The sequence below is a fragment of the Collinsella sp. LCP19S3_A6 genome (assembly GCF_052122015.1).
Lineage (GTDB): Bacteria > Actinomycetota > Coriobacteriia > Coriobacteriales > Coriobacteriaceae > Collinsella.
This window is the reverse complement of sequence record NZ_JBQKDD010000005.1, coordinates 26491-48283: the sequence shown is the minus strand read 5'-3', so window position 1 is coordinate 48283 and position 21793 is coordinate 26491. Positions and strand designations below refer to the sequence as shown.

Here is a 21793-nt window from a genome sequence, read left to right as displayed (position 1 = left end):
AACTGTTAGATTGGAGCGTCAGTTCCCCGTTGTGCGAAGGCGTGTTTCCCTACGAGTGCACGACCACGCATAGGCCTACGTTGATGCAATCGTGGAGTGCCTTGGCGTCGGCCAGACGCAAGTTGATGCAACCGTGGCTGCCGCACCATTTGTACGAATTTGGGTCGTTAAAGCTCTGATCGTTTTGCCATGTTGCATCATGGAAACCAACCATGTTGCCTTCAAACGGCATCCAATATGACACGGGGCTTTCGTATTTTGGTTTTCCGGTCTTTGGGTCTTTGGCACCGATGAGCTTGCTTGCGCCGTCATTGCTATTGATCTGCCAAACTCCCTCGGGGGTGGCATCCTCTCCCGGTTTGCCCGAGATAAAGTTGGCTTCCCAAACGATATTACCGTTCTCGTCATAGTAGCGCGCGTGCTGCTCGGACAGGTCGACGTCGATATACGCCTTCCAGTCGGGCTCTCCCTTTGCGGTATAGGTGTCGGCCTTCTGGGAGTACTTAATCTCGATTTCGCCGGTCTGCTTGTTGTTAATGGCGTCCTCGACCTGCTTGGCAAGCGCGTCGCTATCGACGGACCAGCCAAAGTCACCGCCCTCGACGGCACATTCTTTGCCGTCGGCACGCGTCCACCAGCGGGTGGTGCCCACGGTATTAAAGCCGTTGGCGAGCTCGGCTGCCCAGCTACCGATCTGCGACGTATCGAGTGTGGGGTTGGCCGGATCGGCAAAGCTGATCCACTGCAACACGGAGCTGCCGTCGACCTTGCCGGCATCCTCGCCGTTGAGCTTGAGGGTCACGTTGACGCCCAAGAAGTTGTTGGCGGCATCGCATGCGGCCTGAATCTGATCATTGGTCAGCGTTCCATTGAGCGGCTCATAGGCATCGTTGCCGAGCTTGGAAAGATCTACGGTCTCGGCCAGCGAGGCAAGCTCGAGCTCGGCATACTTAATGACATGCTCGCGGTTGAGTTTTTCGTTGGAGCGCGCCTTCTCGACGGTAAACTTGCCGGCTTGCTCGTCATAGGAGCTATTGGCCTCGAACGTGCCCGAACGGCCCTCGTTAAACTCGTCAATGGCTGCGCCCAGATCCTCCTCAAACTTCTTTTGGTCAAAGGTGTCAGAGAGCATGGACAGGTCGACGTCTTGTTCAAGATCGACTTCGTTGGAGGTAGCGGTTGTTTTGGTCTTGCCGCTTAAGGATTCCACAAGGCGGACCGGCCATATAAAGGCTTCGTTGCGGCTGATGATTTCTTTTGCGGCAGCTTCGCCGTCGACGATGGGTTCATCGGACTCGGGCTGATAGGTCCAGTTAAAGTCATCGCCTGTCACGGTGAGCTTATAGTGCTTCCATGCCGAGTTGACCTTAGTGGCAGCAGACGAAGCGTTGGAGAACGAGACGTCGACGCCGGCAATGGTGGTGTTGGGGTAGGCTACCTGCGAAAATGCGACAACGCCAACAATGTAAACGACAACAATGAGGCCCAGAGCAACGTAAAGGGTCATTTTGGCCCCGGATTTTTTCCCGTTGGCGTGGTTCTCTGACCCACGGGGGCCCTTGTGATGGTTTTGCGTGTGTGAAGGCGCGTGCTTAGTCGCTTTATTGCTCTGACGCTGCTGATACGCATGGGGGTTCTGGCGCTGTGAGGTGTTTCCCGAACCATGCTTTGTGCTATGCGTTGGCGTAATGGGGCGCGGCGACTGAACGCCGCCGGTAGGCCTAGAAGGCTGCTGCGGATCGGGAATCAGTTGAGTGCGGTCGTTTTGCGACATCGTATGCATATCCTTCGAGTTTCGCCTTGCGGCTCATCGTGTTTTTACTGGGCTTGCATTATAGCGATTACCTAGTTGTTTGTGGTATTGAAACGGTGGCATTGGCAAGAGGTTGGACATTTGTCCCACCTCTTGTTTTGGACTGCTCTTTATCCGCACACACCGCATTTTGCACAGGCCGAAAGCGCGGCCGGAGCCTGCGCGATGCCGCCCTTTGCCGTCTCGCGCAGCGTGGCCGGCAACGCGTGGCCCACCGAGAGCATGACGTGTGCCATCTGGTCAAACGGCACCAGGCTCTTAATGCCGGCAAGGGCGAGCTGCGCCGAGCTAAATGCGGCCGCCACGCCGATCGCGTTGCGGTTTTGGCATGGCACTTCGACAAGGCCGCCCACGGGATCGCATACAAGACCAAGCAGATTGCTCAGTGCGATAGAGCTAGCGTCGAGTGCCTGCTCGGGCGTGCCGCCCAGCATCTGGACTAGCGCGGCAGCGGCCATGGCGGCGGCGCTGCCCACCTCAGCCTGACATCCGCCTTCGGCACCCGCGACGCAGGCACTTGTGGTGAGGTTGAGACCAATCGCGGCAGAGCAGTAGAGTGCGTCCATGACCTGTTCGTCATCGAGCTGTAGATGGTCGGCGAGCGCCAACACGCAGCCGGGCACGACGCCCGCAGAGCCGGCCGTGGGGGCGGCGACGATGACGCCCATGGTGGCAGAGCGCTCAAGCACGGCCATGGCGCGGGCTACGGCTTCGGTTTGGACGGCGCCCATCAGGTTTGTGCTCAGATCGTTGCGGCGTGTGGCGTCGACGAGTTTTGCCTCGCCGCCGATAAGCCCGCCGAGCGAGCGCTGCGGTGCGGCGATGGGCGCCGTTGTCTCCTCGCGCATGACCTCGAGTACGCGGCGCATGGCGGCGACGGCGTGCTGCTCGCCGGTCAGGCGGGCTTCGCGTACGGCCATGACGGCGCCGATGTTGAGGCCCAGTTCGGCGCAGGCGTCGAGGAGCTGTTCGCCATCGTCGAAGATTTCCTTGGCGGAAACGCCGGGGGAGAGCGATGAGGCCGAGCCGGGAAGCTCAATGAAGGTGGCGTAATCGACATTGTCGAGCATGCGTAGCATGGGAACGACGATGTCATCGGGGGTGCCGTCGGTCTCAAAGACGGAATAAGCTTGGCCGCCCACCTCGGTGCGGTAGGTGCGGCAGAAGGCAATGTTTACGTGTGCGTAGGCGAGCTGGTTCGTGAGCGCGGCGAGAACGCCGGGGACGTCCTGGTGCGCCACAAACAGGGTGGAATACATGCCCGAGATATCGACGCCGACGCCGTTGATGCGGCTGATGCGCATCTTGCCGCCGCCAAGGCTCTCGCCGCGGACCTGCGCCGTGGCGCCCGTGTCATCGACCATGTCGATGTCGACGGTGTTGGGGTGGATGGAGGCGTCGTCGCCCTTAATGTCAAAGTGATAGCTGAGGCCCTGCTCGCGCGCGAGGTCAAAGGCGTGCTTGATGTTCTCGTCGTCGGTATCGAGGCCCAAGATGCCCGCGACGAGTGCGCGGTCGGTGCCATGGCCGCGGTAGGTGTGGGCAAAGGAGTTCCACAGGCCAAAGGTGACTTTGGTGACGCGGCCTTCCAGCAGGCTGGCGGCAACCTGGGCGCAACGCAGGGCGCCGGCGGTGTGCGATGAGCTGGGGCCGACCATGATGGGGCCCAAGATCTCGAATGCCGAGGTCGTAGCTAGTGTTTGCGGCTTGCCTGCCATGGCTGCTCCTTCTCTATCTCGTCGTCCCGAGGGGCGGGGCATACGCTGTCCCGCCGTTCCGAGGGCTTTAGTATTTGGTCGCCTGCTCGGACAGTCCTGACTCGCACGGAGAGCACATTAAGTGCTCTCCGGCTCGTGCGGAACTCGCGATCGACCAAATACTAAAGTCCTCGGAACTTAGGATACATGGTTGGAGTCGCTCTGCTGCAAAATTTATCGGCCTGTGACCTATTCCATGTCCCAGGTCGGCTCATCTTCACCACCTTTAAATAAAAAAGAGGTACCGGTTGTTCCGGTACCTCTTTTTGGTGCGTTTTTATTTGGCTGTGGCTTTTGCCGCTGGCTTACAGGCCGCAGGCAGCTTTGAGTTCGTCGACGCGGTCCGTTTTCTCCCAGGTAAAGTCGGCGTCTTCGCGGCCAAAGTGACCGTAGGCTGCCGTCTTTTCATAGATGGGGCGACGCAGGTCCAGGTCGCGGATGATTGCGCCCGGGCGCAGGTCAAAGGTCTTCTCCACGGCCTCGACGATCTTGTCCTCGGCAATATGCGCGGTGCCAAAGGTGTCGACCATGATCGACAGCGGCTTGGACACGCCGATGGCGTAGGCCAGCTCGACCTCGCAGCGATCGGCCAGGCCGGCGGCGACTACGTTCTTGGCGACCCAGCGAGCGGCGTACGCGGCAGAGCGGTCGACCTTGGTGCAGTCCTTGCCGCTAAAGGCGCCGCCGCCGTGACGGCCGTAGCCGCCGTAGGTGTCGACGATGATCTTGCGGCCGGTCAGGCCCGTGTCGCCCATGGGGCCGCCCACGACAAAGCGGCCGGTGGGGTTCACATAGATATCGGCGCCATCCCACGGCATGTTCTCGGCATCCATGACGGGTGCGATGACATGCTCGATGAGGTCGGCCTTGATCTTGCCCATGTCCTCAACTTCGGCAGCGTGCTGCGTGGAGATGACGATGGTTGTGACCTCCACGGGCTTTCCGTCCTCGTAGCGCACGGTGACCTGGGTCTTGCCGTCGGGGCGCAGATAGGGCAGGGTTCCGTCGTGGCGCACGGCGGACAGGCGTTCCGCCAGGCGGCTTGCCAGGTAGTGCGGCATGGGCATGAGGGTCTTGGTCTCGTTGGAGGCGTAGCCAAACATCATGCCCTGGTCGCCGGCACCGATCAGGTCGATCGGGTCGGTGGTGGCGCCGGTCTGGGTCTCAAATGACTCGTCGACGCCCTGGGCGATATCGGGCGACTGCTCGTGGATGAGGCTCATGACGCCGCAGGTATCGCAGTCAAAGCCAAACTTGGCGCGGTTGTAGCCGATGCGGCGGATGACGCCACGAGCGATTTCCTGCACGTCGACGTATGCCTGGGTGCGAATCTCTCCGGCGACGATGACGGTGCCGGTGGTCACGAGGGTCTCGCAGGCGCAGCGGACGTTTTCCACATTGGCGGGCACGCCGTTGGGCGCAATATAGCCCTGCTCCTGCAGCTCTATTTCTTTGGCGAGGATTGCGTCGAGGACGGCATCGCTGATCTGGTCGGCGATCTTATCGGGATGGCCTTCGGTCACCGACTCCGACGTAAACACAAAAGACCCCTGCTGGGGCGGGATGGAACGAAGCTCTTCTGACATGATTGTCCTTTCGAATAACGTGTCCCAGCGACCGTTACCATTCCGCTGGGCTCTGTATGCAGGGGCACATCATAGCGCGTAAATCCAACATTCACACCCTTTCCGCACCTACTCATTAGGTAGCTAATTTGGGACGGGGCTTTTTTAGCTACCCCGGCTGATTGTTTGCTGGTTTAGCCGATAGCCTGCCGGGGCAGCTAAAAAAGCCCCGTCCCAAATTAGCTACCCGGCTTCGATGACTGGGTAGGTGCCCTTTGTGCGGAGGTGGGCATTGTTGCTTTATACTGGTGCGGTTAGACATCCATCCTGCAATCGAGGAGATTTCCATGGCCTCAGACGTTCGCGTCCGCTTTGCACCCTCACCGACGGGCAAGCTGCACATCGGCGGCGCCCGCACCGCTATCTATAACTGGGCTTTTGCCCGCGCAAACGGCGGCACGTTCATCCTGCGCATCGACGACACCGATCCCACCCGCTCTACCGACGAGAACACGCAGATCATTCTGCGCGCTATGCGTTGGCTGGGCCTGGACTGGGACGAGGGCCCCGAGGTTGGCGGCGACTATGGCCCCTATGCCCAGACCGAGCGCCTGGACCTGTACAAGCAGGCCGCCCAGAAGCTCTGGGACGAGGGCAAGGCCTATCCCTGCTTCTGCACCAAGGAGCAGCTCGAGGCCGACCGTAAGGCCGCCCAGGAGCGTAAAGACCCCTTCCAGGGCTATCAGCGCCGCTGTCGCGATCTCGATCCTGAGGAGGCACGCCGCCGCATCGAGGCCGGCGAGCCCTACGTCCTTCGCATCAAGGTGCCCGAGGACCGCGGCGATGTCGTCATCCACGACGCCGTCCACGGCGAGGTGACCTTCGACGCCAAGGAGCTCGACGACTTTGTCATCTTCCGCTCCGATGGCACGCCCACGTATAACTTCGCGACCGTCGTCGACGACGCCATGATGAAGATCACCCATGTCATCCGCGGCGACGACCATCTGTCCAACACCCCGCGCCAGGTCATGGTTTACGAGGCCCTCGGCGCCCCCGTTCCCACGTTCGCCCACATCTCCATGATCTTGGGTGCCGACGGCAAGAAACTCTCTAAACGCCACGGCGCCACCTCGGTGGAGGAGTACCGCGACGCCGGCTACCTGTCCGACGCGTTCGTTAACTACCTGGCGCTGCTCGGCTGGTCGCTCGACGGCGAGACCACGATCATCCCGCGCGATGTTCTTGCCAGTAAGTTCTCGCTCGACCGCATCTCTAAGAACCCGGCGACCTTCGACCCCAAAAAGCTCGACTGGGTCAATGCCGAGTACATTAACAACATGTCCGACGCCCAGTTTGCCGACGAGATCATGGTCCCCGAGCTGCACGAGGCCGGTATGATCGAGGGTAACATCGAGTACGGCGAGGACTGGATCGACGCGCTTGCCGCCATCGTCAAGCCGCGCACCAAGATGCCGGTCGACGCCGTGACCGTCGCCGCCCCCATCTTTGCCACGGCCGAGACGCTCGAGTATGACGAGAAGTCTGTCAACAAGGGTCTGGCCAAGGAAGGCATGGGCGCCATTCTGGATGCCGCCAAGGCCGCGCTCGAGGGCGTGGATGAGTGGACGGCTGCCAACATCGACGCCGCGCTTGAGCCGCTGCCCGAGCAGATGGACCTCAAGAAGCGCGTGGTGTTCCAGGCTGTGCGCGTCGCCGTCTGCGGTAACATGGTGAGCCCCCCGCTGGGCGAGACCATGGCGCTCGTCGGCCGCGACGACTGCTTGGCGCGCATCGACCGCGCCCGCACGATGGCGCTGTAGCAGCTGCGTAAACGCATGTATCCGAGCCCCGTTCACCCGAGCGGGGCTCTTGTTTCTAAAGACGTATGGGATGGGAGGTACAGAGACCATGGCCGAGCAACTGTCGCTGTTTGGTTCGCCGGAACCGGATGAAGCTCCGAAGTCCGCGGTCCCTGCCGCCGCCCCGGCGCAGCCCGAGCCCGCACCCGAACCCGTCTCCGCCTACGCGAGCGTGGTCCTCGACATCCCGACCCGTGCGCTCTCCGAGCCATTCGACTACGGCATCCCGCAGTCCCTTGCCAACGATGCCCAGATCGGGTCCACGGTCCTGGTCCACTTTGGCAACCGTGCGGCCGCGGGCTATATCGTCGATATCGCGCCCGAGCTGGGCGACCTGCAAGGCAACGACGCCCTCGACCCCTTGCGCATCAAGCCCATCGAGGCCATCCTCAGCAAGCCGCTCTTTACCGCCGAGGCTGCACGCATTGCGCGCTGGATGAGCCACGAGTACGTCGCGACGCTTTCCGAGTGCCTGCGTCTGTTCTTGCCTCCGGGCGGCAGCCCGCGTGTCGTGAAGGACGATGACGGCGTGTGGACCGTTGAGCGCCCCGCCGTAAAACCCATCCAAAACCGTTGGGTCATGCTCACGCCCGAGGGTTTCGACTACACGCCGCCCAAGACAGCGGTCCGTCAGCGTCAGCTCATCGACGCGCTCCAATGCGGCCCGGTCACGACGCGCGACCTCAACCTGCTCTACAACAGCATGTCGGCGACCATTAAAGCGCTCGAAAAACGCGGCGTCGTGGTGGTGGAGGAGCGCCGCGCCTGGCGTGGGTGTAGCGAGCAGACCACGTTGTCCTCGGCAAGCGGCAAGGCGCCGGTTTCTCTCACCAACGGCCAGCAGCAGGCGCTCGCGCAGATTGAACGCGCCCGCCTTGATGCCCATGGCGACGTGGTCCTTGTCGATGGCGTCACCGGTTCCGGCAAAACCGAGGTTTACCTTTCGGCCATTGAGCGAGTGCTGGCGGCCGGCCGTTCGGCCTGCGTGCTCGTGCCCGAGATTTCGCTGACGGCCCAGACCGTCGGCCGCTTTCGCTCGCGCTTTGGCGAGACGGTCGCGGTCTTCCACTCGCGTCTTTCGGCCGGCGAGCGTCTGGACCAGTGGGATATGGTTGCCAGCGGTGCCGCGCGCGTGGTCGTGGGCGCCCGCTCGGCGCTCTTTTGCCCGCTCAGCGATCTTGGCCTCATCATCATCGACGAGGAGCACGAGACCAGCTACAAGCAGGGCTCCAGCCCGCGCTACCATGCGCGCGAGGTGGCTGCCGAGATGGCGCGCCGCTATCGGTGCCCGCTCGTGTTGGGCTCCGCCACGCCCTCGGCCGAGGCTCTCGACCGCTGTCGCCGCGGTATGTACAACGGTGCCACCTGGACGCGCGTCGAGATGCCCGAGCGCCCGGGACACGCCGTGCTGCCCACGGTCCGCATTGCCGATCTGCGCCGCGAGTTCGCGCACGGCAGCCGCTCCATGTTCTCTAAACCGCTGATGGAGGGCTTGGAACGCGTGGTCGAGCGCCGCGAGAAGGCCGTACTGCTGCACAACCGCCGCGGTTTTGCGCCGTTTTTGATGTGCCGTGAGTGCGGCTGCGTCCCCACCTGCAACCACTGTTCTACCGCGCTCACGTACCACGAGCGCACGCACACACTGCAGTGCCACACCTGCGGATCGTCCTGGCGCGTGCAGCCCTATCCGGCGCCCACGAGTCGTTGTCCCAAGTGCGGCAGCCGCTACCTGGCAAAAATGGGCCTGGGTACGCAGCAGATTGAGGACGTGCTGCACCAGATACTGCCCGACGACGTCGCCATCATTCGCATGGACGCCGATTCCACACGCGGCAAGGATGCGCACAAAAAACTACTCGAGCAGTTCGATGCCGCCGATTGCGCGGTGCTGCTGGGTACCCAGATGATTGCCAAGGGCCTCGATTTTCCCGAGGTCACGCTCGTGGGCGTGGTCAATGCCGACTTTGCGTTAAAGCTGCCCGATTTTAGGGCGGGGGAGCGCGCCTACGATTTGCTGGAACAGGTCGCCGGTCGCGCCGGTCGCGGCGATCGTCCCGGCGAGGTTATCATCCAGACGTATCTGCCCGAAGACCCGGTCATTCGCGCCGTCGCAGAGCACGATCGTTCGATCTTTACCGACTACGACCTGGACCAGCGCCGAGACGCGCTGTACCCGCCGTTCGTGCGCCTGGCCAACATCTTGGTATGGTCGACGAACGCGGATGACGCGCAGGACTACATTGGGCGCATCGCAAAGCTTCTCAAGCGCCGCTGGCATGCCGCCGCGCCTGACTTTTTGCGGGCCGGAAGTGTCGTGCCGCAGGTGCTGGGCCCCGCTTCGTGTGTAATCGAGAGAGCCAAAGACCGTTACCGCTTCCATCTGCTTGTAAAGTCGCCGGTAGGGTACCATGTCTCTGATGATATCGACGCCTGCCTCAAAGAGGTGGGCTCCGTGCGCGGCGTGAGCGTGAGCGTTGACGTCGACGCCTATGATTTGATGTAACAACCCGAAAGGATGGCCATGGAAGCCAACGGAATCGTATTGTCGCCCGACCCTCGTCTGCGCCAGGAGTGCGCCGTCATCGAGGAGATCACCCCGGCGATCGAGGCGCTTGCCGAGAAGATGAAGAAGATGATGTTCGACAACGGCGGTTGCGGCCTGGCCGCCCCGCAGATCGGTGAGCTCATCCAGCTCGTCACCATCGACTGCGACTACACCGACAAGAACGACTATGACCCGTACGTGCTCATCAACCCTGTCATTGTTGAGCAGAGTGACCATCTGGTGCCGTTTAGCGAGGGCTGCCTTTCCATCCCTGGCATTAGCTGCGAGATCGAGCGTCCCGACCATGTCGTTGTCGAGGCATACGATCTGGACGCCAATCTGATTCGCTATGAGGCCTCGGGCGACCTGTTCTGCGTGTGCCTGCAGCACGAGATCGATCACTTGCACGGCAACACCATGTTCGAGCGACTCAAGCCGATGCAGCGCATCAAGGCCGTCAAGGAGTACCAGGACGCCCTGGCCCGCGGCGCTCGACCGGGCGAGACTGAATAAGGTCGTCCGTCCCTGGGGCTGGCCGCCTATATATCGTCCCGCGCGCAGTTTCGCAGCGCAGCGAGAATGTTTGAGCACGGGATGATATATAGGCGGCCAGCCCCAGGGACTACTAGTTCTTGGCTCGGTTCGCCCGGGTGTCGTCGGGCCAGGGAGGGGCGTCTTCGCTGATAATTGCTTTGTTGGAAGAGCTGCTTTTATTGCGGCTCTTTCTTTGGTTTTGGGTATATTTGTTCTTGTTGAATTGTTATTGCGGATGGGCTGGCGACTTGGCTTTCCGCTGTTATTTGTAGCCGTCTCGGTTTTGTTTGAGGGGAGACGTTCTTTATGCGTATTGTGTTTATGGGTACGCCCGATTTCGCGGTGCCGTCGCTGACTTCGCTTGTTGAGGCTGGGAATGAGATTGCGCTGGTAATTACGCGTCCCGATGCTGTTCGCGGGCGTGGTAAAAAGCTGGAGCCGTCTCCTGTTAAGGCCAAGGCGCTTGAGCTTGGTCTGCCCGTTGTTGAGGCAAATCGTATGACGCCGGATGTTATTGATCGGCTTAAGGCTGCTGATGCCGATATTTTCTGTGTGGCTGCCTATGGCTGCATTTTGCCCGATGAGGTGCTGCATATGGCGCCGCTCGGTATTGTGAATGTTCATGCTTCGCTGCTGCCCCGTTGGCGTGGCGCTGCTCCCATTCAGCGTGCCATTCTTGCTGCTGACGAGGTTGCCGGCGTTTCCATTATGCGCATTGGGCATGGCGTGGATACGGGCGCTTATTGCGCGCAGGTGTCGACCTCGGTTGCCGGTAAACATGCCGAGGCACTGACCATGGAGCTTGGTGAGCTGGGCGGTAAGTTGCTTGCCGATACGCTTCCCTCGCTTGCCGATGGCTCGGCTGTTTGGACTGAGCAGGATGAGTTCCTTGTCACGCATGCTGCCAAGATTTCCAAGCAGGAGATGCGTCTGGATCCGCAGATGGGGGCGCTTGATTGCGTGCGTCATGTGCTTGCCTCTTCCGACACCGCTCCCGCTCGCTGCGTGATTGCCGGCAAGACCGTGCGCGTCCTCGATGCCGCACCGGCAGATGTATCGCTTGGCGAAGGGCTCGTCGCCGTTCGGGCCAAGCGCGTCTACCTGGGCCTGTCCGATGGCGCGGTCGAACTGCTCGAGGTTAAGCCCGATGGTAAGCGTGCTATGGCTGCTTCTGCCTGGGCTGCCGGCCTGCAGGGTGCGGATCTTTCGTGGGGTGTTTTGTCATGAGTAGGCTTTCCCCCGCGCGCAAGCTCGCGCTTGATGTTTTGATGGAGGCCGATCGCCGCGGCATGTACGCGCGTGACGTGCTCTCGTCCCGCGCCTCGGCCAAGGCCATTGACCAGCGCGATTCTGCTTTCGCCGCTCGTTTGGCACTGGGCGTTGCAGCCACCCAGGGCATTTTGGATGAGCTGCTCGACCAGTTTCTCGATAAGCCCAAAAAGGTCGCGCCTCGTGTGCGCATGGCACTTCGTATCTCGGCCTTCGAGATGCTCTACCTGCATACCCCGGGTCGCGTTGCGGTGAGTCAGGGCGTTGAGCTCGTGCGCAGCGGTGCTAAGTCTGCCGCCGGTCTGGCGAACGCCGTGCTGCATAAGGTTGCGAACAACGTCGAGGACTTTGCCACTGCGGCGGATGCCGATGAGTCCGAGCGCCGTTTGGTTCGTCTATCTCGCCTGATGGGCATGCCGCGCTGGCTGTGCACTCGCATTATGGCGTCGTTCGATACACCCGAGGGCGCGCTCGGCTTTGCCGGCAATCTGGCGCCCGCGCCGCTGGCTTTGCACGAGAATGCCTTTGCAACCAAACCCGATCCGTACATTTCGCAGCTTGTGGCACCCGTGTTCCCGGGTTGCCATGCGCCGGTCGACGCGCAGGCCACGGTTGCGTCGGGTGTGTTTGAGCGCGCAGCTGCCGTGGCCTCGGACCTTAACGCCCAGCTCATCGCTACCGCGGCGACCCGTCCCGGGCGTTGTCTAGAGATTGGCGCCGGTCGTGGCACCAAGACCTATGTGATGATGTGCCAGGCCAAACGTGCCGGTTATGACCGCCAGCACACCGCACTCGATTTGCACGACCGCAAGTGCGACCAGAATCTCGCACGTCTGCATAAGGCGGGTATTACGGGTGTTCGTACCGTGTCGGGCGATGCCTGCGAGCTCAATGAGGTGCTCACGTCCTTTGACGCGATGCTTGGCGAGCCTGCCCTGTTCGACACGGTGTTTATCGATGCTCCGTGCTCGGGCACCGGCACCATGCGCCGTCATCCCGAGATTCCCTGGCGCCTTGCCGAGGGCGACGTTACGACTGAGCTGCCCCGCCTGCAGCTGACGATGCTCAAGGAAGCAGCCGCGCGCGTGGCTGCCGGCGGTGAGCTTATCTATGCCACCTGCTCGGTCTTCGACGAGGAGAACACGCAGGTCGTTGATGACTTCCTAGCCTCTCCTGAGGGCGCCGGCTTTACCGTGGCACCCCTCTCCGAGGCGCAGATTCTGCAGCTGCCCGAGTTCGCCCAGGCCAAGAAACTCGTATCGGTACGCCAGAACGACCGTGGACTTTTCCAGAGCGTCCCCGCAAACGCCGATTCCTACGACGGCCACTTCTGCGCCAGACTGGTCCGCAAGTAAAACGGATTCCAAGGGTAGCTAATTTGGGACGGGGCTTTTTTAGCTGCCCTGGCCGCCAGTCGGCCAAACATTTGCGTTATCAGCTGGGGCAGCCAAAAAAGCCCCGTCCCAAATTAGCTAAAGAGTGGGAAAAATAGCCCCGTTTCATACTTGCTGCTATCAAAAGTAGAGCGGATTACGGGGCAAGATTGGTGATGCCTGACCACAGCAAAAATGGCCTAAATAAAACCGCAGGTAGATGGTTTGTTAAAATTTGCAAATTACCGGAATGGATAGAGGTTGCCAATTCGGCCCCGTAATCCGGCAGGGTTTTGAAATGTTACAAACTTAGCATCAGCCCGAAATCCGATCTAAAGAAAAGTTGCGGTGAAATGGATCCTGTTTGGCCGTTGAAAGGGCTGATTCAGGAACTATTTCATCGCAACTCATCAGGAAGCCTGGGTGTCGGGACCGCTTGTCGCTAGTGGCTATGCGGGCAGTCGGCGCAGCAACCGCTTGTGGCGCTGGTGCTGGACCCGCCACTGCGCTGGTCGGTGTTGTAGAAACCGCTGCCGTCGAACTTAATGCCGCTGGCCGAAAACGTCTTGGATGCCGGGGCGCCGCAGCTGGGGCATACGACCTCGGGAGTCTCGGACATGGGGTGCTCAACCTCAAAAACGTTGCCGCAGCTCGTGCACTTGTATTCGTAGCGCGCCATAATACTTCCTTTTCAGCACAAAGCGGGCAGATCGCTCTGCCCGCAAAAATTCAAACGTTTGTAACTGTACCCTATATCGAGAGTTTTATCACGCTTCGCCCCAGAATCTATGGGTGCTGCGCAGGAGCTTCGCAGTTTTCTCTTCGGCCTCCGCAATGTCTGCCTCTTGTGCCTGCCACGTCCAGTTGCCTGTGGCTACACCCGGCACGTTCATACGTGCGTCGTCGCCCAGCCCCAGGACATCCTGCAGCGGCATCATCACCAGGGGGGCGTCGCTTGCGAGCGCGTCGCCCATCAGCTTGGCCGCCACCTCAACACCGCTCGGCTCGTCGCCGCCTGCAAAGGAGCGCGTGCACCAGCCAGCGAGCGTCGAAGTGTCGTGCGTCGAGGTGTACAGGATTTTGCCCGGCGTGGGATGAATTCCGCAGCGAACGTCGTAGTCACTAAACTCCAGTACGTCCATGCCGGGAAAACCGCAGGTCGAAGCCATAGCGCGAACGCCAGGCGTCAGATAGCCCAGATCCTCGGCAATAAAATTGAGCGGACCCAGCTCGTCGTAGGCGGTCTGGAACAGGTCCTTGCCCGGACCAGCAAGCCAGCGGCCGTCGGCACAGGCTTTGCCAGCGGGAATGCTAAAGTAGTTGTGGAAGCCCAGGAAGTGGTCCAGGCGCACGCGGTCGTAGAGCGCGAACGCTCGGCGCAGGCGATCGAGCCACCAGCGATAGCCGCTCTCCTTCATGTGATCCCAGCGGAAGGTGGGGTTTCCCCACACCTGACCTTCGGGCGCAAAGTTGTCGGGCGGCGCACCGGATATCTCGATTGCCTTGCCGGTATCGGACAGCCAGAAGTTCTCGGGCTCGCTCCACGCATCTGCCGAATCGTCCGATACATACATCGGGATATCGCCGATGACCTCGATGCCCTTCTTGTGCGCATAGTTCATGAGCTCGCACCAAGCCAGGTCAAAGCGGTACTGCATGTAGGCCTGAAGCTCGGCCTCGTCGTGGAAGCGCTTGTCGTCGATCAGATGCTCGTTGTAGCGCGCGACATCTGCCGGCCAATTGTGGCGCGACTCGCCCTCAAAGTATTTCTTAACGGCAGTGTAGACGCAGTACTTCTCGAGCCAATCGGCATTACGATGTTTAAACGCGGTGTACAGCGGGTCGGCATCTTCGCCGCCGCGGGCCTTCCAAGAAGCGAAGTCGGCGGCCAGCTCCTCGTGACTCTCGGGCAGCAGGTCGATGTTACCCGCAAAAGCCGAGGGTCCGGCATAGGGGGAGCGGAAGAAATCCGTCGGGTTGACGGGCAGGACCTGCCAGTAGCGCATGCCCATGGCGGCCAGGTGGTCGATAAAGCGGCGCGTGGGTGCGCCGATCGTACCCGGCTTGCCATCGTCAGTCGGCACCGAGGTGATGTGGCACACGACGCCCGCGCCATGATCGAGCGGCTCTTGCAGGCGCCTCTCGGCATGGTGATAGATGATCGAAGAGCCCAGCGGGTACAGGTCGAGCGTAACCGTACCGTTGTGGATCTCGCACTCGTGACCGCTGATCACGTCGCTCGCACATTCACCGAGCGCCGGAATCGTCACGCGGTGCGAATTGCGCAGGCTGCGGTTGACGATAACAGTCGCGGACTCGCCGTCTTTGCCCGTGCGGGTGTAGGCTAGGACGTCGTCGTTAAGCGCGAAGGCCTTGATCTCGCCGTCAACCATAAAAGGCAACGCGCGGCGCAGGGCGGATGCGTTCTTCACGATGGCCAACGTATCGAAATCGTGGAGCTGGTCCTTTGTCGGCAGGGTACGGCGGTTGCCCGGATCGGTGAGGCCCTCCAGGCCGTACTCATCGCCATAATAGATCGAGGGCACGCCGGGGAAGGTCATCTGCATGAGCGTCGCCAACCAAAAGCGCCTCTTGGCCAGGTCCATGGAGTTCTCGTCCAAGCGCCATTTGCTACGCTCGCTCTCGGGTAGCTGCGACTCGTCGGGACCACCGCCGAGCACCGAGATAATGCGCGGACGGTCGTGGCTCGAAAGCAAATTGAGCGCGCAGGCCAGTGCCTCGCGCGGGTAGTTCTCGCGCAGTGTCTCGATGTCCTCGGCAGCCTGATAGGCATCTCTGTAGCCCATCAAAAAGCCGATGACCATGTCGCGGAAGGGGTAGTCCATGGCGGAATCGAGTTCGGAGCCCTGCAGATAACGGCGCAGATGGTCATAGCTGATCTTGTTGGAGGCGTCCTCCCAGACTTCGCCGAGCAGCAGCGCATCGGGCTTCTCTTCGAGCACGGCGGCCTTGATATCGGCCAGGAAGTCATCGGAAAGCTCGTCGGCCACATCGAGTCGCCAGCCGTGGGCACCGGCGCGCAGCCACTTGCGAATGACGCCGTCCTTGCCCAGAAGCTTTTTACGCACGAGCTCGGAATTCTCGTTGAGGGCGGGCATGTTGCTCACGCCCCACCAGCAGTCATACGTGCCGTCCTCGTGGAAGGTAAACGCATCGCGCCACGGGGAGTCCTCGCTCTGCCACGCGCCGACGCCGGGATAGTTGCCGTAGCGGTTAAAGTAGATTGAGTCGTCGCCCGTATGGTTGAAGACGCCGTCCAGGATGATGGAAATGCCGAGCTTCTCGGCCGCCTCGCACAGCTCCGTAAAGTCCTGCTCGGTTCCCAGAATCGGGTCGATCTTGGTGTAATCGGCTGTGTCGTAGCGGTGGTTGCTCGCGGCCTCAAAGATCGGGTTGAGGTAGATGGCCGTAAAGCCCAGCTCGGCGATGCGGGGCAGGTCATTTTGGATACCCTTGAGAGAGCCGCCGTAAAAATCCCAGGTCTTGATGGATCCGTCCTCGGCACGCTCGTACACGGGCGGCTCGTTCCAGTCCTCGACCATGCGACGCTGGATTCCCTTACGCGGTTTTTCGACCTCGGCCAGCGTGCGTTCGCGCCAGTTTTCGTCGCGGGCGTAGCGGTCGGGGAAAATCTGGTAGACCATGCCGTGCTCGTACCAGGTGGGACGGTTCTCGCGGTGCTTGTAGACGGTAATCTGGAAGGACGGAACCTCGGCGTAGTTGTATACAACGCCCTCGCCGCCGGTGCGACCCTGCGGCGCACCCAAGCGGACCTCGGGCTGGCCTTCGATATTGCATATAAAGCTGTACCATACAAGACAGGGCTCGGCGCAGTTGAGCTCCCCGGTAAAGATGCCATCGCCCTTGTGCTCCATGGGGATTAAGGTCTCTCCGATGCCGTCGACCCAGGTGCGCAGGGTGAGCGTTGCCTGGTTGGGGTCGGCATCCTCCAAAATCACCGAAAGCGAAACGGAAGTTCCAGTGGTCACAGCGCCAAAAGGAGTGCGAAACTGCGTCAGGCGGCTGTTGTGTATCAATCTCATAGTACGGTCCAGTTCTATACAATCATGGCCAGCGGGTCATGGGCTTAACGCACAGTGCATAAGTATATCCGTTGCACTTTAGTTGTATAAACTACAGTCGCTCACTATCGGCGAACGGTTTTCCTAGAAAATCGTTTTACCAACTATCTACAGAGAAGGGGCGCCCGGTTGGAGCGCCCCTTGTTTAGGGTTTTTATTAGGTTTTAGATCGTCTGTGGACTAGCGGCGCTTGCGGGTGGCCGTTGCCTTGCGGACGGAGGTCTTCTTGGTCGGAGCCTTTTCCTCGGCTGGAGCGGCGGGGGAGACCGGGGCCTTCTTGGCGGGTTCGGTCTTTACCGTAGCCTTTGGAGCGGTCTTGACCTCGGCGGCCTTCGGTTCCGGCTCGGCCTTTACTGCGGGTTTGTCCTTGGCTTTAGCCTCTGCCTTGGGAGCGGCTGTCTTGGTCGTAGCCTTTTTGGCCGTTGTCGTGGCGCGCTTGCGTGTGGTGGTCTTGGTGGCCGGCTTTGCCTCTACAGCTGCCTCGGCCTTGGGCTCGGAGGGTGCCTCCTCGACCTTGACGGCGGGCTTTGCAGCAGCCTTCGGGGCCGTCTTCGAGGCGGCCTTCGTCGTAGCAGCCTTGGTCGCCGGCGACTTCGTAGCCGTGGCCTTCTTGGCGGTCGCGGTCTTGGTCGCGGTCGTCTTCTTGGCAGCGGTCTTGGCCGGAGCCTTTGCCGCGGTCTTAGCCTCGGCAGTGGTAGCCTCAGCGGTGGCCTCGGTCTTTACCTCGGGAGCGGCCTCGGCTTCGACGGCCTTCTTGGCAGCGGCGGTCGTACGCTTACGCGTGGTGGTTGCCCTGGCAGTGGTGGTCTTGCTCGTAGCGGCCTTCGCGGTCGTGGCCTTCTTAGCCGTCGTCTTGCGGGTCGTCGTCTTCTTGGCGGCAGGCTTCGCCGTGGGCTTTACCTCGCCGTCGTCAGCCGGCTTCTCCTCGGCCTTGGGCTCCTCGGCAGCAGCGGGCTCCTTAACGGGTGCCGCAGGCTCGGCCTCAGCGGCAACCGGCTCCTCCACAGCCGCAGCAGCCTCCACAGCCACCGGCTCCTCCACAGCCGCAGCAGCCTCCACTGCCACCGGCCTCTCAATCTCCGGGTGCATAAAGAAGTACAGGTCCAGATACTTATCGGCCGAACGTGTCCAGCTAAAGTCCTGGCTCATGGCCTGTGTGACCAGCTGATCCCAGGCCTTGCGGTTATCCCAGAACAGGCGAGCCGCGCGGAACACCGCGTCACCCATCTCGTCGCCGTTAAAGTGACTAAATGAGAAGCCCGTGCCCTCGCCGGTAAACTCGTTGTACGGTTGCACGGTGTCCTTCAGGCCACCGGTCTCGCGCACAATGGGCAGGGTACCGTAGCGCATGGCGATGATCTGCGACAGGCCACAGGGCTCAAACTTCGAAGGCATCAGGAACATATCGGCGGCGGCGTACATGCGCTGCGAAAGTGCCGGGTCAAACTCGATACGCGCCGCCATGGTGCCGGGGTATTTGCCCTGGAAGTAGCGCAGACCGTCCTCGTAGTCGCGGTCGCCGGTACCCAGCACGGCCACCTGAACGCCACCGGACAGGATGCGGTCGAGCGCGTACATGACCAGGTCCATGCCCTTCTGTCGCGTCAGGCGCGTGACCATCACCATAAGCGGGCGGTCGTCGCGAATCTCGAGCCCCAACTCCTCCTGCAGTTTGGCCTTGCATACGGCCTTCCCCGCACGGTCATCAACCGTGTAGTTGGCGGCAATGCGCTTGTCGGTCGCCGGATCAAACCCCACAACGTCAATGCCGTTGAGGATACCCTGCAGAGCGTACGAACGCTCGCGCAGCACGCCGTCCAGGCCCTCGCCAAACTCGGGCGTCTGGATCTCGCCCGCATAGGTGGGGCTCACCGTGGTGATGGCATCGGCATAGTGCAGCGCGCCCAGCATATAGTTAATGCTGCAGGCGTCACAGCGCAGCTGCGTGGCGGCTGCCGGAATATGCGCCATACCCAGTATGTCTTCCATCACGGTGTCGCTAAACTGACCCTGGAACGCCACATTGTGGATCGAGAACACGGTCTTGACGCGGTCGTACAGCGGCAGGCCTTGGTAGAACTCTCGCAAGAACACGGGTGCCAGCGCCGTCTGCCAGTCGTTGCAGTGCAGGATGTCGCACTCAAAGCCTTCGGGCAGGTGCTGCAGGCTCTCGGTGATGGCCTTGGAGAAAAACGCGAAGCGCTCGCCGTCGTCAAAGAAGCCGTAGGGATAGTCGCGCGCAAAGTAGTGCTCGTTGTCCACGAACATATAGGTGACGCCGTCGTGCTCGAGCTTCTCCAACCCGCAGTACTCGTTGCGCCAGCTCAGGCTCACGTAAAAGTCGGCAAAGTGCTCCATCTGCGCCTTGTACTCGTCCTTGATGGTGGCGTACTTGGGCACCATCACAATGACTTCGGCGCCAGCGCGCACGAGTGCCGCAGGCAGCGAGCCCGCCACGTCACCCAAGCCACCGGTCTTAACAAACGGCGCGCACTCTGCCGAGGCAAACACGATCTGCATCTTTTTGCTGGTTTGTGCCATTTTGTCTCCCATGTTGCAATTCGAGAATAGTCGCCTGGCGCTAACCGGGCGACTATTCTACAAGTTACGTGCGATTATGTGGTGCCAACGTTAACGAGCGATGGTGGTATCGGAAGTTAACGGAGCCTTGCCCAGCACCAGGATGTTCTCGGGCGTACCGCGAAGCTCGGTGTTGGTGGGAACCACGTTGTTCTTGTCCAAGATGGCGTTCTCAACACGGGCGCCGCTCTTGATGATGCAGCTCTGGTTGATGATCGAGTTGGTCACCGAGGCGCCTTCCTCGATCACAACGCCGCGCGACAGGATCGAGTTGCGCACGGTGCCCTTGATGATGCAGCCGGCCGAGATGATCGAGTTGCAGGCGTGGCTGCCGGTCGCGTAACGCGAAGGCGGCACGTCGTGGGCCTTGGTCAGGATCGGGCGCTCGGGGTCAAAGAGCTGATCGGCCACGGTCTGGTCGAGCAGGGCCATGCTGCGACGATACAGCGACTTCTCGCTAAACACGCCCACGACCTCGCCCTTGTACTTGTAGCTGCACACGTCGATGTTGCCAAAGTCGCCCTGGAGTGCCTCGAGCAGGTCCAGATAGTCGGCGGCCTGGTAGTGGTCGATGATCTGGAGCAGTGTCTCGCGGTTGACGATGCAGCAGTCCATAGAGGCGTTGTCGCCGTACGCGACGCCGGCGCTCACGCCCGTCAGGCGGCCGTTCTCGTTGATATCGAGCTTGGTCTCGTCTTCGACGTTGTGCGTGGCCTTGCAGTACACCACGGTCATCTGGGCACCGGATTTCTCGTGCGCCTCGATGATGGTGTTGAGGTCCATGTTAAAGATGACGTTGGTGCCCATCATCACAACATAGGGCTTGTCCGAGCGCTGGAACAGCGTCTTGTTGGAGATGATGTCGCGGAGCAAGAAGCGCATGCCGCCCTTGGTGGTGCCATACGCGTTGCCGGGCACCATGAACAGGCCGCCATTCTTGCGGTCCAGGCCCCAGTCCTTGCCCGAGCCCACGTGGTCGATCAGCGAGCGGTAGTTGCCCGGCATGACAACGCCGACGGTCTTAATGCCGGCATTCATCATGTTGGACAGCGGAAAGTCGATCAGGCGGTAGCGGCCCAAAAACGGAACGGACGCGATGGGGCGATCCTTGAGCAGCACGCTGCCGTAGGTCGAAGAGTAGTTAGCGGTGATATAGCCGATGGCCTTGCGATTGATCATCGGATTATTCCCCCTTCCCGACAACGACGTCATTTCCAACGACGGCCGTATCCTTGGTGGTATCGACAGAGCCGAGCTTCACGCCCTCTTCGACCGTGGAGTTCTCGCCCAAAATAGCGCGGCAAATGTGCGCGCCGCTCTTAACATGCGCACCCGGCAGCAGCACGGAGTCCTCGACCACGGCGCGCTCCTCGATGATGACATCGGTCGAAAGGATCGAGTGGCGAGCGGTGCCGTAGATCTTGCAACCATTGGAGACCAGGCAGTCGTCCAGGCGACCGTCCGGGCCAATGTAGTGCGGCGGACGCGTGGTGATGTTGGACATGATGGGGAAGCTCTTGTCAAACAGATCGAACTCGGGGTTGTTGCCCAGCAGGTCCATCGAGGTCTCGTGGAAGCTGGCGATGGTGCCAACATCCTTCCAAAAGCCGTGGAACTCGTAGCTGTACAGGCGCTTGTCCTCGCCGAGCAGCTTGGGGATGATGTCCTTGCCAAAGTCATGGCTCGAGCGCTGGTCCAGAGCGTCCTCCTCGAGCGCCTTGACCAACACGTCGGCCGAGAAGATGTAGATGCCCATGGACGCGAGGTTCGAATCGGGCTTCTCGGGCTTCTCCGTGAACTTGGTGATGCGGCCGTCCTCGGGGTCGGTGGTCAGGATGCCAAAACGGCTGGCCTCCTCCCACGGCACGGGCATAACGCTCACCGTGAGGTCGGCGTTGTTCTCAATGTGCGTCTTGAGCATCTTGCGGTAGTCCATGCGATACAGATGATCGCCCGAAAGAATCAGGACGTACTTGGGGTCGTTGGACTTGATGTAGTCGAGGTTCTGCGTGATGGCGTCGGCCGTGCCCGCATACCATGCGCCACCGGTTTGCGTCTCGTACGGCGGCAGGATCGACACGCCACCGTCGCGGCTGTCCAGATCCCACGCCTCGCCAGAGCCCACATAGGCATGCAGCAGGTAGGGGCGATACTGCGTCAGAACGCCCACCGTGTCGATGCCCGAATTGGAGCAGTTGGACAGCGAAAAGTCGATAATGCGGAACTTGCCACCAAAGCTAACCGCCGGTTTAGCGATCTTTTGGGTGAGTGCCCCCAATCGGCTTCCTTGTCCTCCTGCGAGGAGCATCGCGATGCATTCTTTCTTACTCATCGAATTCTCCTTCTGTCATCGATGTTCCTAAACCCATTAGCGACGGGCGCGGCGCTCGGT

Annotated in this window: 13 protein-coding genes; 5 read left to right on the top strand and 8 right to left on the bottom strand. The window is 61.0% G+C overall.

What is annotated here, in order from left to right:
- Positions 1–49: 49 nt before the first annotated feature.
- The 3 genes from ACTQVX_RS04575 to metK form a co-directional block, all read right to left on the bottom strand.
- Positions 50–1507: a L,D-transpeptidase gene (locus ACTQVX_RS04575; RefSeq protein WP_441560360.1), complete on the bottom strand. Its 1458-nt coding sequence runs from the start codon at positions 1505–1507 to the stop codon at positions 50–52.
- A gap of 416 nt (positions 1508–1923) precedes the next feature.
- The gene (sdaAA, locus tag ACTQVX_RS04570; RefSeq protein WP_441540832.1) at positions 1924–3531 is read right to left on the bottom strand and encodes an L-serine ammonia-lyase, iron-sulfur-dependent, subunit alpha; all 1608 of its coding nucleotides are present in this window, start codon (positions 3529–3531) and stop codon (positions 1924–1926) included.
- A 344-nt stretch (positions 3532–3875) separates the two neighbouring features.
- A complete protein-coding gene (metK, locus tag ACTQVX_RS04565) occupies positions 3876–5156 on the bottom strand; it encodes a methionine adenosyltransferase (RefSeq protein WP_441540831.1) in 1281 nt (426 codons plus the stop codon).
- A gap of 326 nt (positions 5157–5482) precedes the next feature.
- Between metK and gltX the strand changes: the two genes are divergently transcribed.
- From gltX to ACTQVX_RS04540, 5 genes are all read left to right on the top strand, one after another.
- A complete protein-coding gene (gltX, locus tag ACTQVX_RS04560) occupies positions 5483–6958 on the top strand; it encodes a glutamate--tRNA ligase (RefSeq protein WP_441560358.1) in 1476 nt (491 codons plus the stop codon).
- Between the two features lie 70 nt (positions 6959–7028).
- A complete protein-coding gene (gene priA / locus ACTQVX_RS04555; RefSeq protein WP_441560357.1) occupies positions 7029–9500 on the top strand; it encodes a replication restart helicase PriA in 2472 nt (823 codons plus the stop codon).
- An 18-nt stretch (positions 9501–9518) separates the two neighbouring features.
- Positions 9519–10055, top strand: a complete 537-nt coding sequence (def, locus tag ACTQVX_RS04550; protein WP_118449363.1) for a peptide deformylase — start codon at positions 9519–9521, stop codon at positions 10053–10055.
- 327 nt (positions 10056–10382) lie between these two features.
- Positions 10383–11303: a methionyl-tRNA formyltransferase gene (locus ACTQVX_RS04545; protein ID WP_441560356.1), complete on the top strand. Its 921-nt coding sequence runs from the start codon at positions 10383–10385 to the stop codon at positions 11301–11303.
- Positions 11300–12700 carry an RsmB/NOP family class I SAM-dependent RNA methyltransferase gene (locus ACTQVX_RS04540; protein WP_441560354.1) on the top strand — a complete coding sequence of 467 codons (1401 nt, stop codon included), beginning with the start codon at positions 11300–11302 and terminating at the stop codon, positions 12698–12700. Before ACTQVX_RS04545 ends, ACTQVX_RS04540 begins: the two co-directional genes overlap by 4 nt.
- A 460-nt stretch (positions 12701–13160) precedes the next feature.
- Here the strand turns inward: ACTQVX_RS04540 and ACTQVX_RS04535 are convergent, their stop codons facing one another.
- The 5 genes from ACTQVX_RS04535 to ACTQVX_RS04515 form a co-directional block, all read right to left on the bottom strand.
- Positions 13161–13397: an FmdB family zinc ribbon protein gene (locus ACTQVX_RS04535; protein WP_441083368.1), complete on the bottom strand. Its 237-nt coding sequence runs from the start codon at positions 13395–13397 to the stop codon at positions 13161–13163.
- Positions 13398–13485: 88 nt separating this feature from the next.
- Positions 13486–16782 (bottom strand): 4-alpha-glucanotransferase, encoded by a 3297-nt coding sequence (locus tag ACTQVX_RS04530; protein ID WP_441560353.1) that lies wholly within the window; start codon positions 16780–16782, stop codon positions 13486–13488.
- A 219-nt stretch (positions 16783–17001) separates the two neighbouring features.
- Positions 17002–19362, bottom strand: a complete 2361-nt coding sequence (gene glgA, locus ACTQVX_RS04525; RefSeq protein ID WP_441560351.1) for a glycogen synthase GlgA — start codon at positions 19360–19362, stop codon at positions 17002–17004.
- 90 nt (positions 19363–19452) lie between these two features.
- The gene (gene glgD / locus ACTQVX_RS04520; RefSeq protein WP_441540823.1) at positions 19453–20580 is read right to left on the bottom strand and encodes a glucose-1-phosphate adenylyltransferase subunit GlgD; all 1128 of its coding nucleotides are present in this window, start codon (positions 20578–20580) and stop codon (positions 19453–19455) included.
- 4 nt (positions 20581–20584) lie between these two features.
- A complete protein-coding gene (locus ACTQVX_RS04515; RefSeq protein WP_154518056.1) occupies positions 20585–21733 on the bottom strand; it encodes a glucose-1-phosphate adenylyltransferase in 1149 nt (382 codons plus the stop codon).
- Positions 21734–21793: the final 60 nt, after the last annotated feature.

Coding starts and splice junctions, on each gene's coding strand:
- ACTQVX_RS04575 (WP_441560360.1), bottom strand. CDS start 1,507: ATGACCCTTTACGTTGCTCTGGGCCTCATTGTTGTCGTTTACATTGTT.
- sdaAA (WP_441540832.1), bottom strand. CDS start 3,531: ATGGCAGGCAAGCCGCAAACACTAGCTACGACCTCGGCATTCGAGATC.
- metK (WP_441540831.1), bottom strand. CDS start 5,156: ATGTCAGAAGAGCTTCGTTCCATCCCGCCCCAGCAGGGGTCTTTTGTG.
- gltX (WP_441560358.1), top strand. CDS start 5,483: ATGGCCTCAGACGTTCGCGTCCGCTTTGCACCCTCACCGACGGGCAAG.
- priA (WP_441560357.1), top strand. CDS start 7,029: ATGGGAGGTACAGAGACCATGGCCGAGCAACTGTCGCTGTTTGGTTCG.
- def (WP_118449363.1), top strand. CDS start 9,519: ATGGAAGCCAACGGAATCGTATTGTCGCCCGACCCTCGTCTGCGCCAG.
- ACTQVX_RS04545 (WP_441560356.1), top strand. CDS start 10,383: ATGCGTATTGTGTTTATGGGTACGCCCGATTTCGCGGTGCCGTCGCTG.
- ACTQVX_RS04540 (WP_441560354.1), top strand. CDS start 11,300: ATGAGTAGGCTTTCCCCCGCGCGCAAGCTCGCGCTTGATGTTTTGATG.
- ACTQVX_RS04535 (WP_441083368.1), bottom strand. CDS start 13,397: ATGGCGCGCTACGAATACAAGTGCACGAGCTGCGGCAACGTTTTTGAG.
- ACTQVX_RS04530 (WP_441560353.1), bottom strand. CDS start 16,782: ATGAGATTGATACACAACAGCCGCCTGACGCAGTTTCGCACTCCTTTT.
- glgA (WP_441560351.1), bottom strand. CDS start 19,362: ATGGCACAAACCAGCAAAAAGATGCAGATCGTGTTTGCCTCGGCAGAG.
- glgD (WP_441540823.1), bottom strand. CDS start 20,580: ATGATCAATCGCAAGGCCATCGGCTATATCACCGCTAACTACTCTTCG.
- ACTQVX_RS04515 (WP_154518056.1), bottom strand. CDS start 21,733: ATGAGTAAGAAAGAATGCATCGCGATGCTCCTCGCAGGAGGACAAGGA.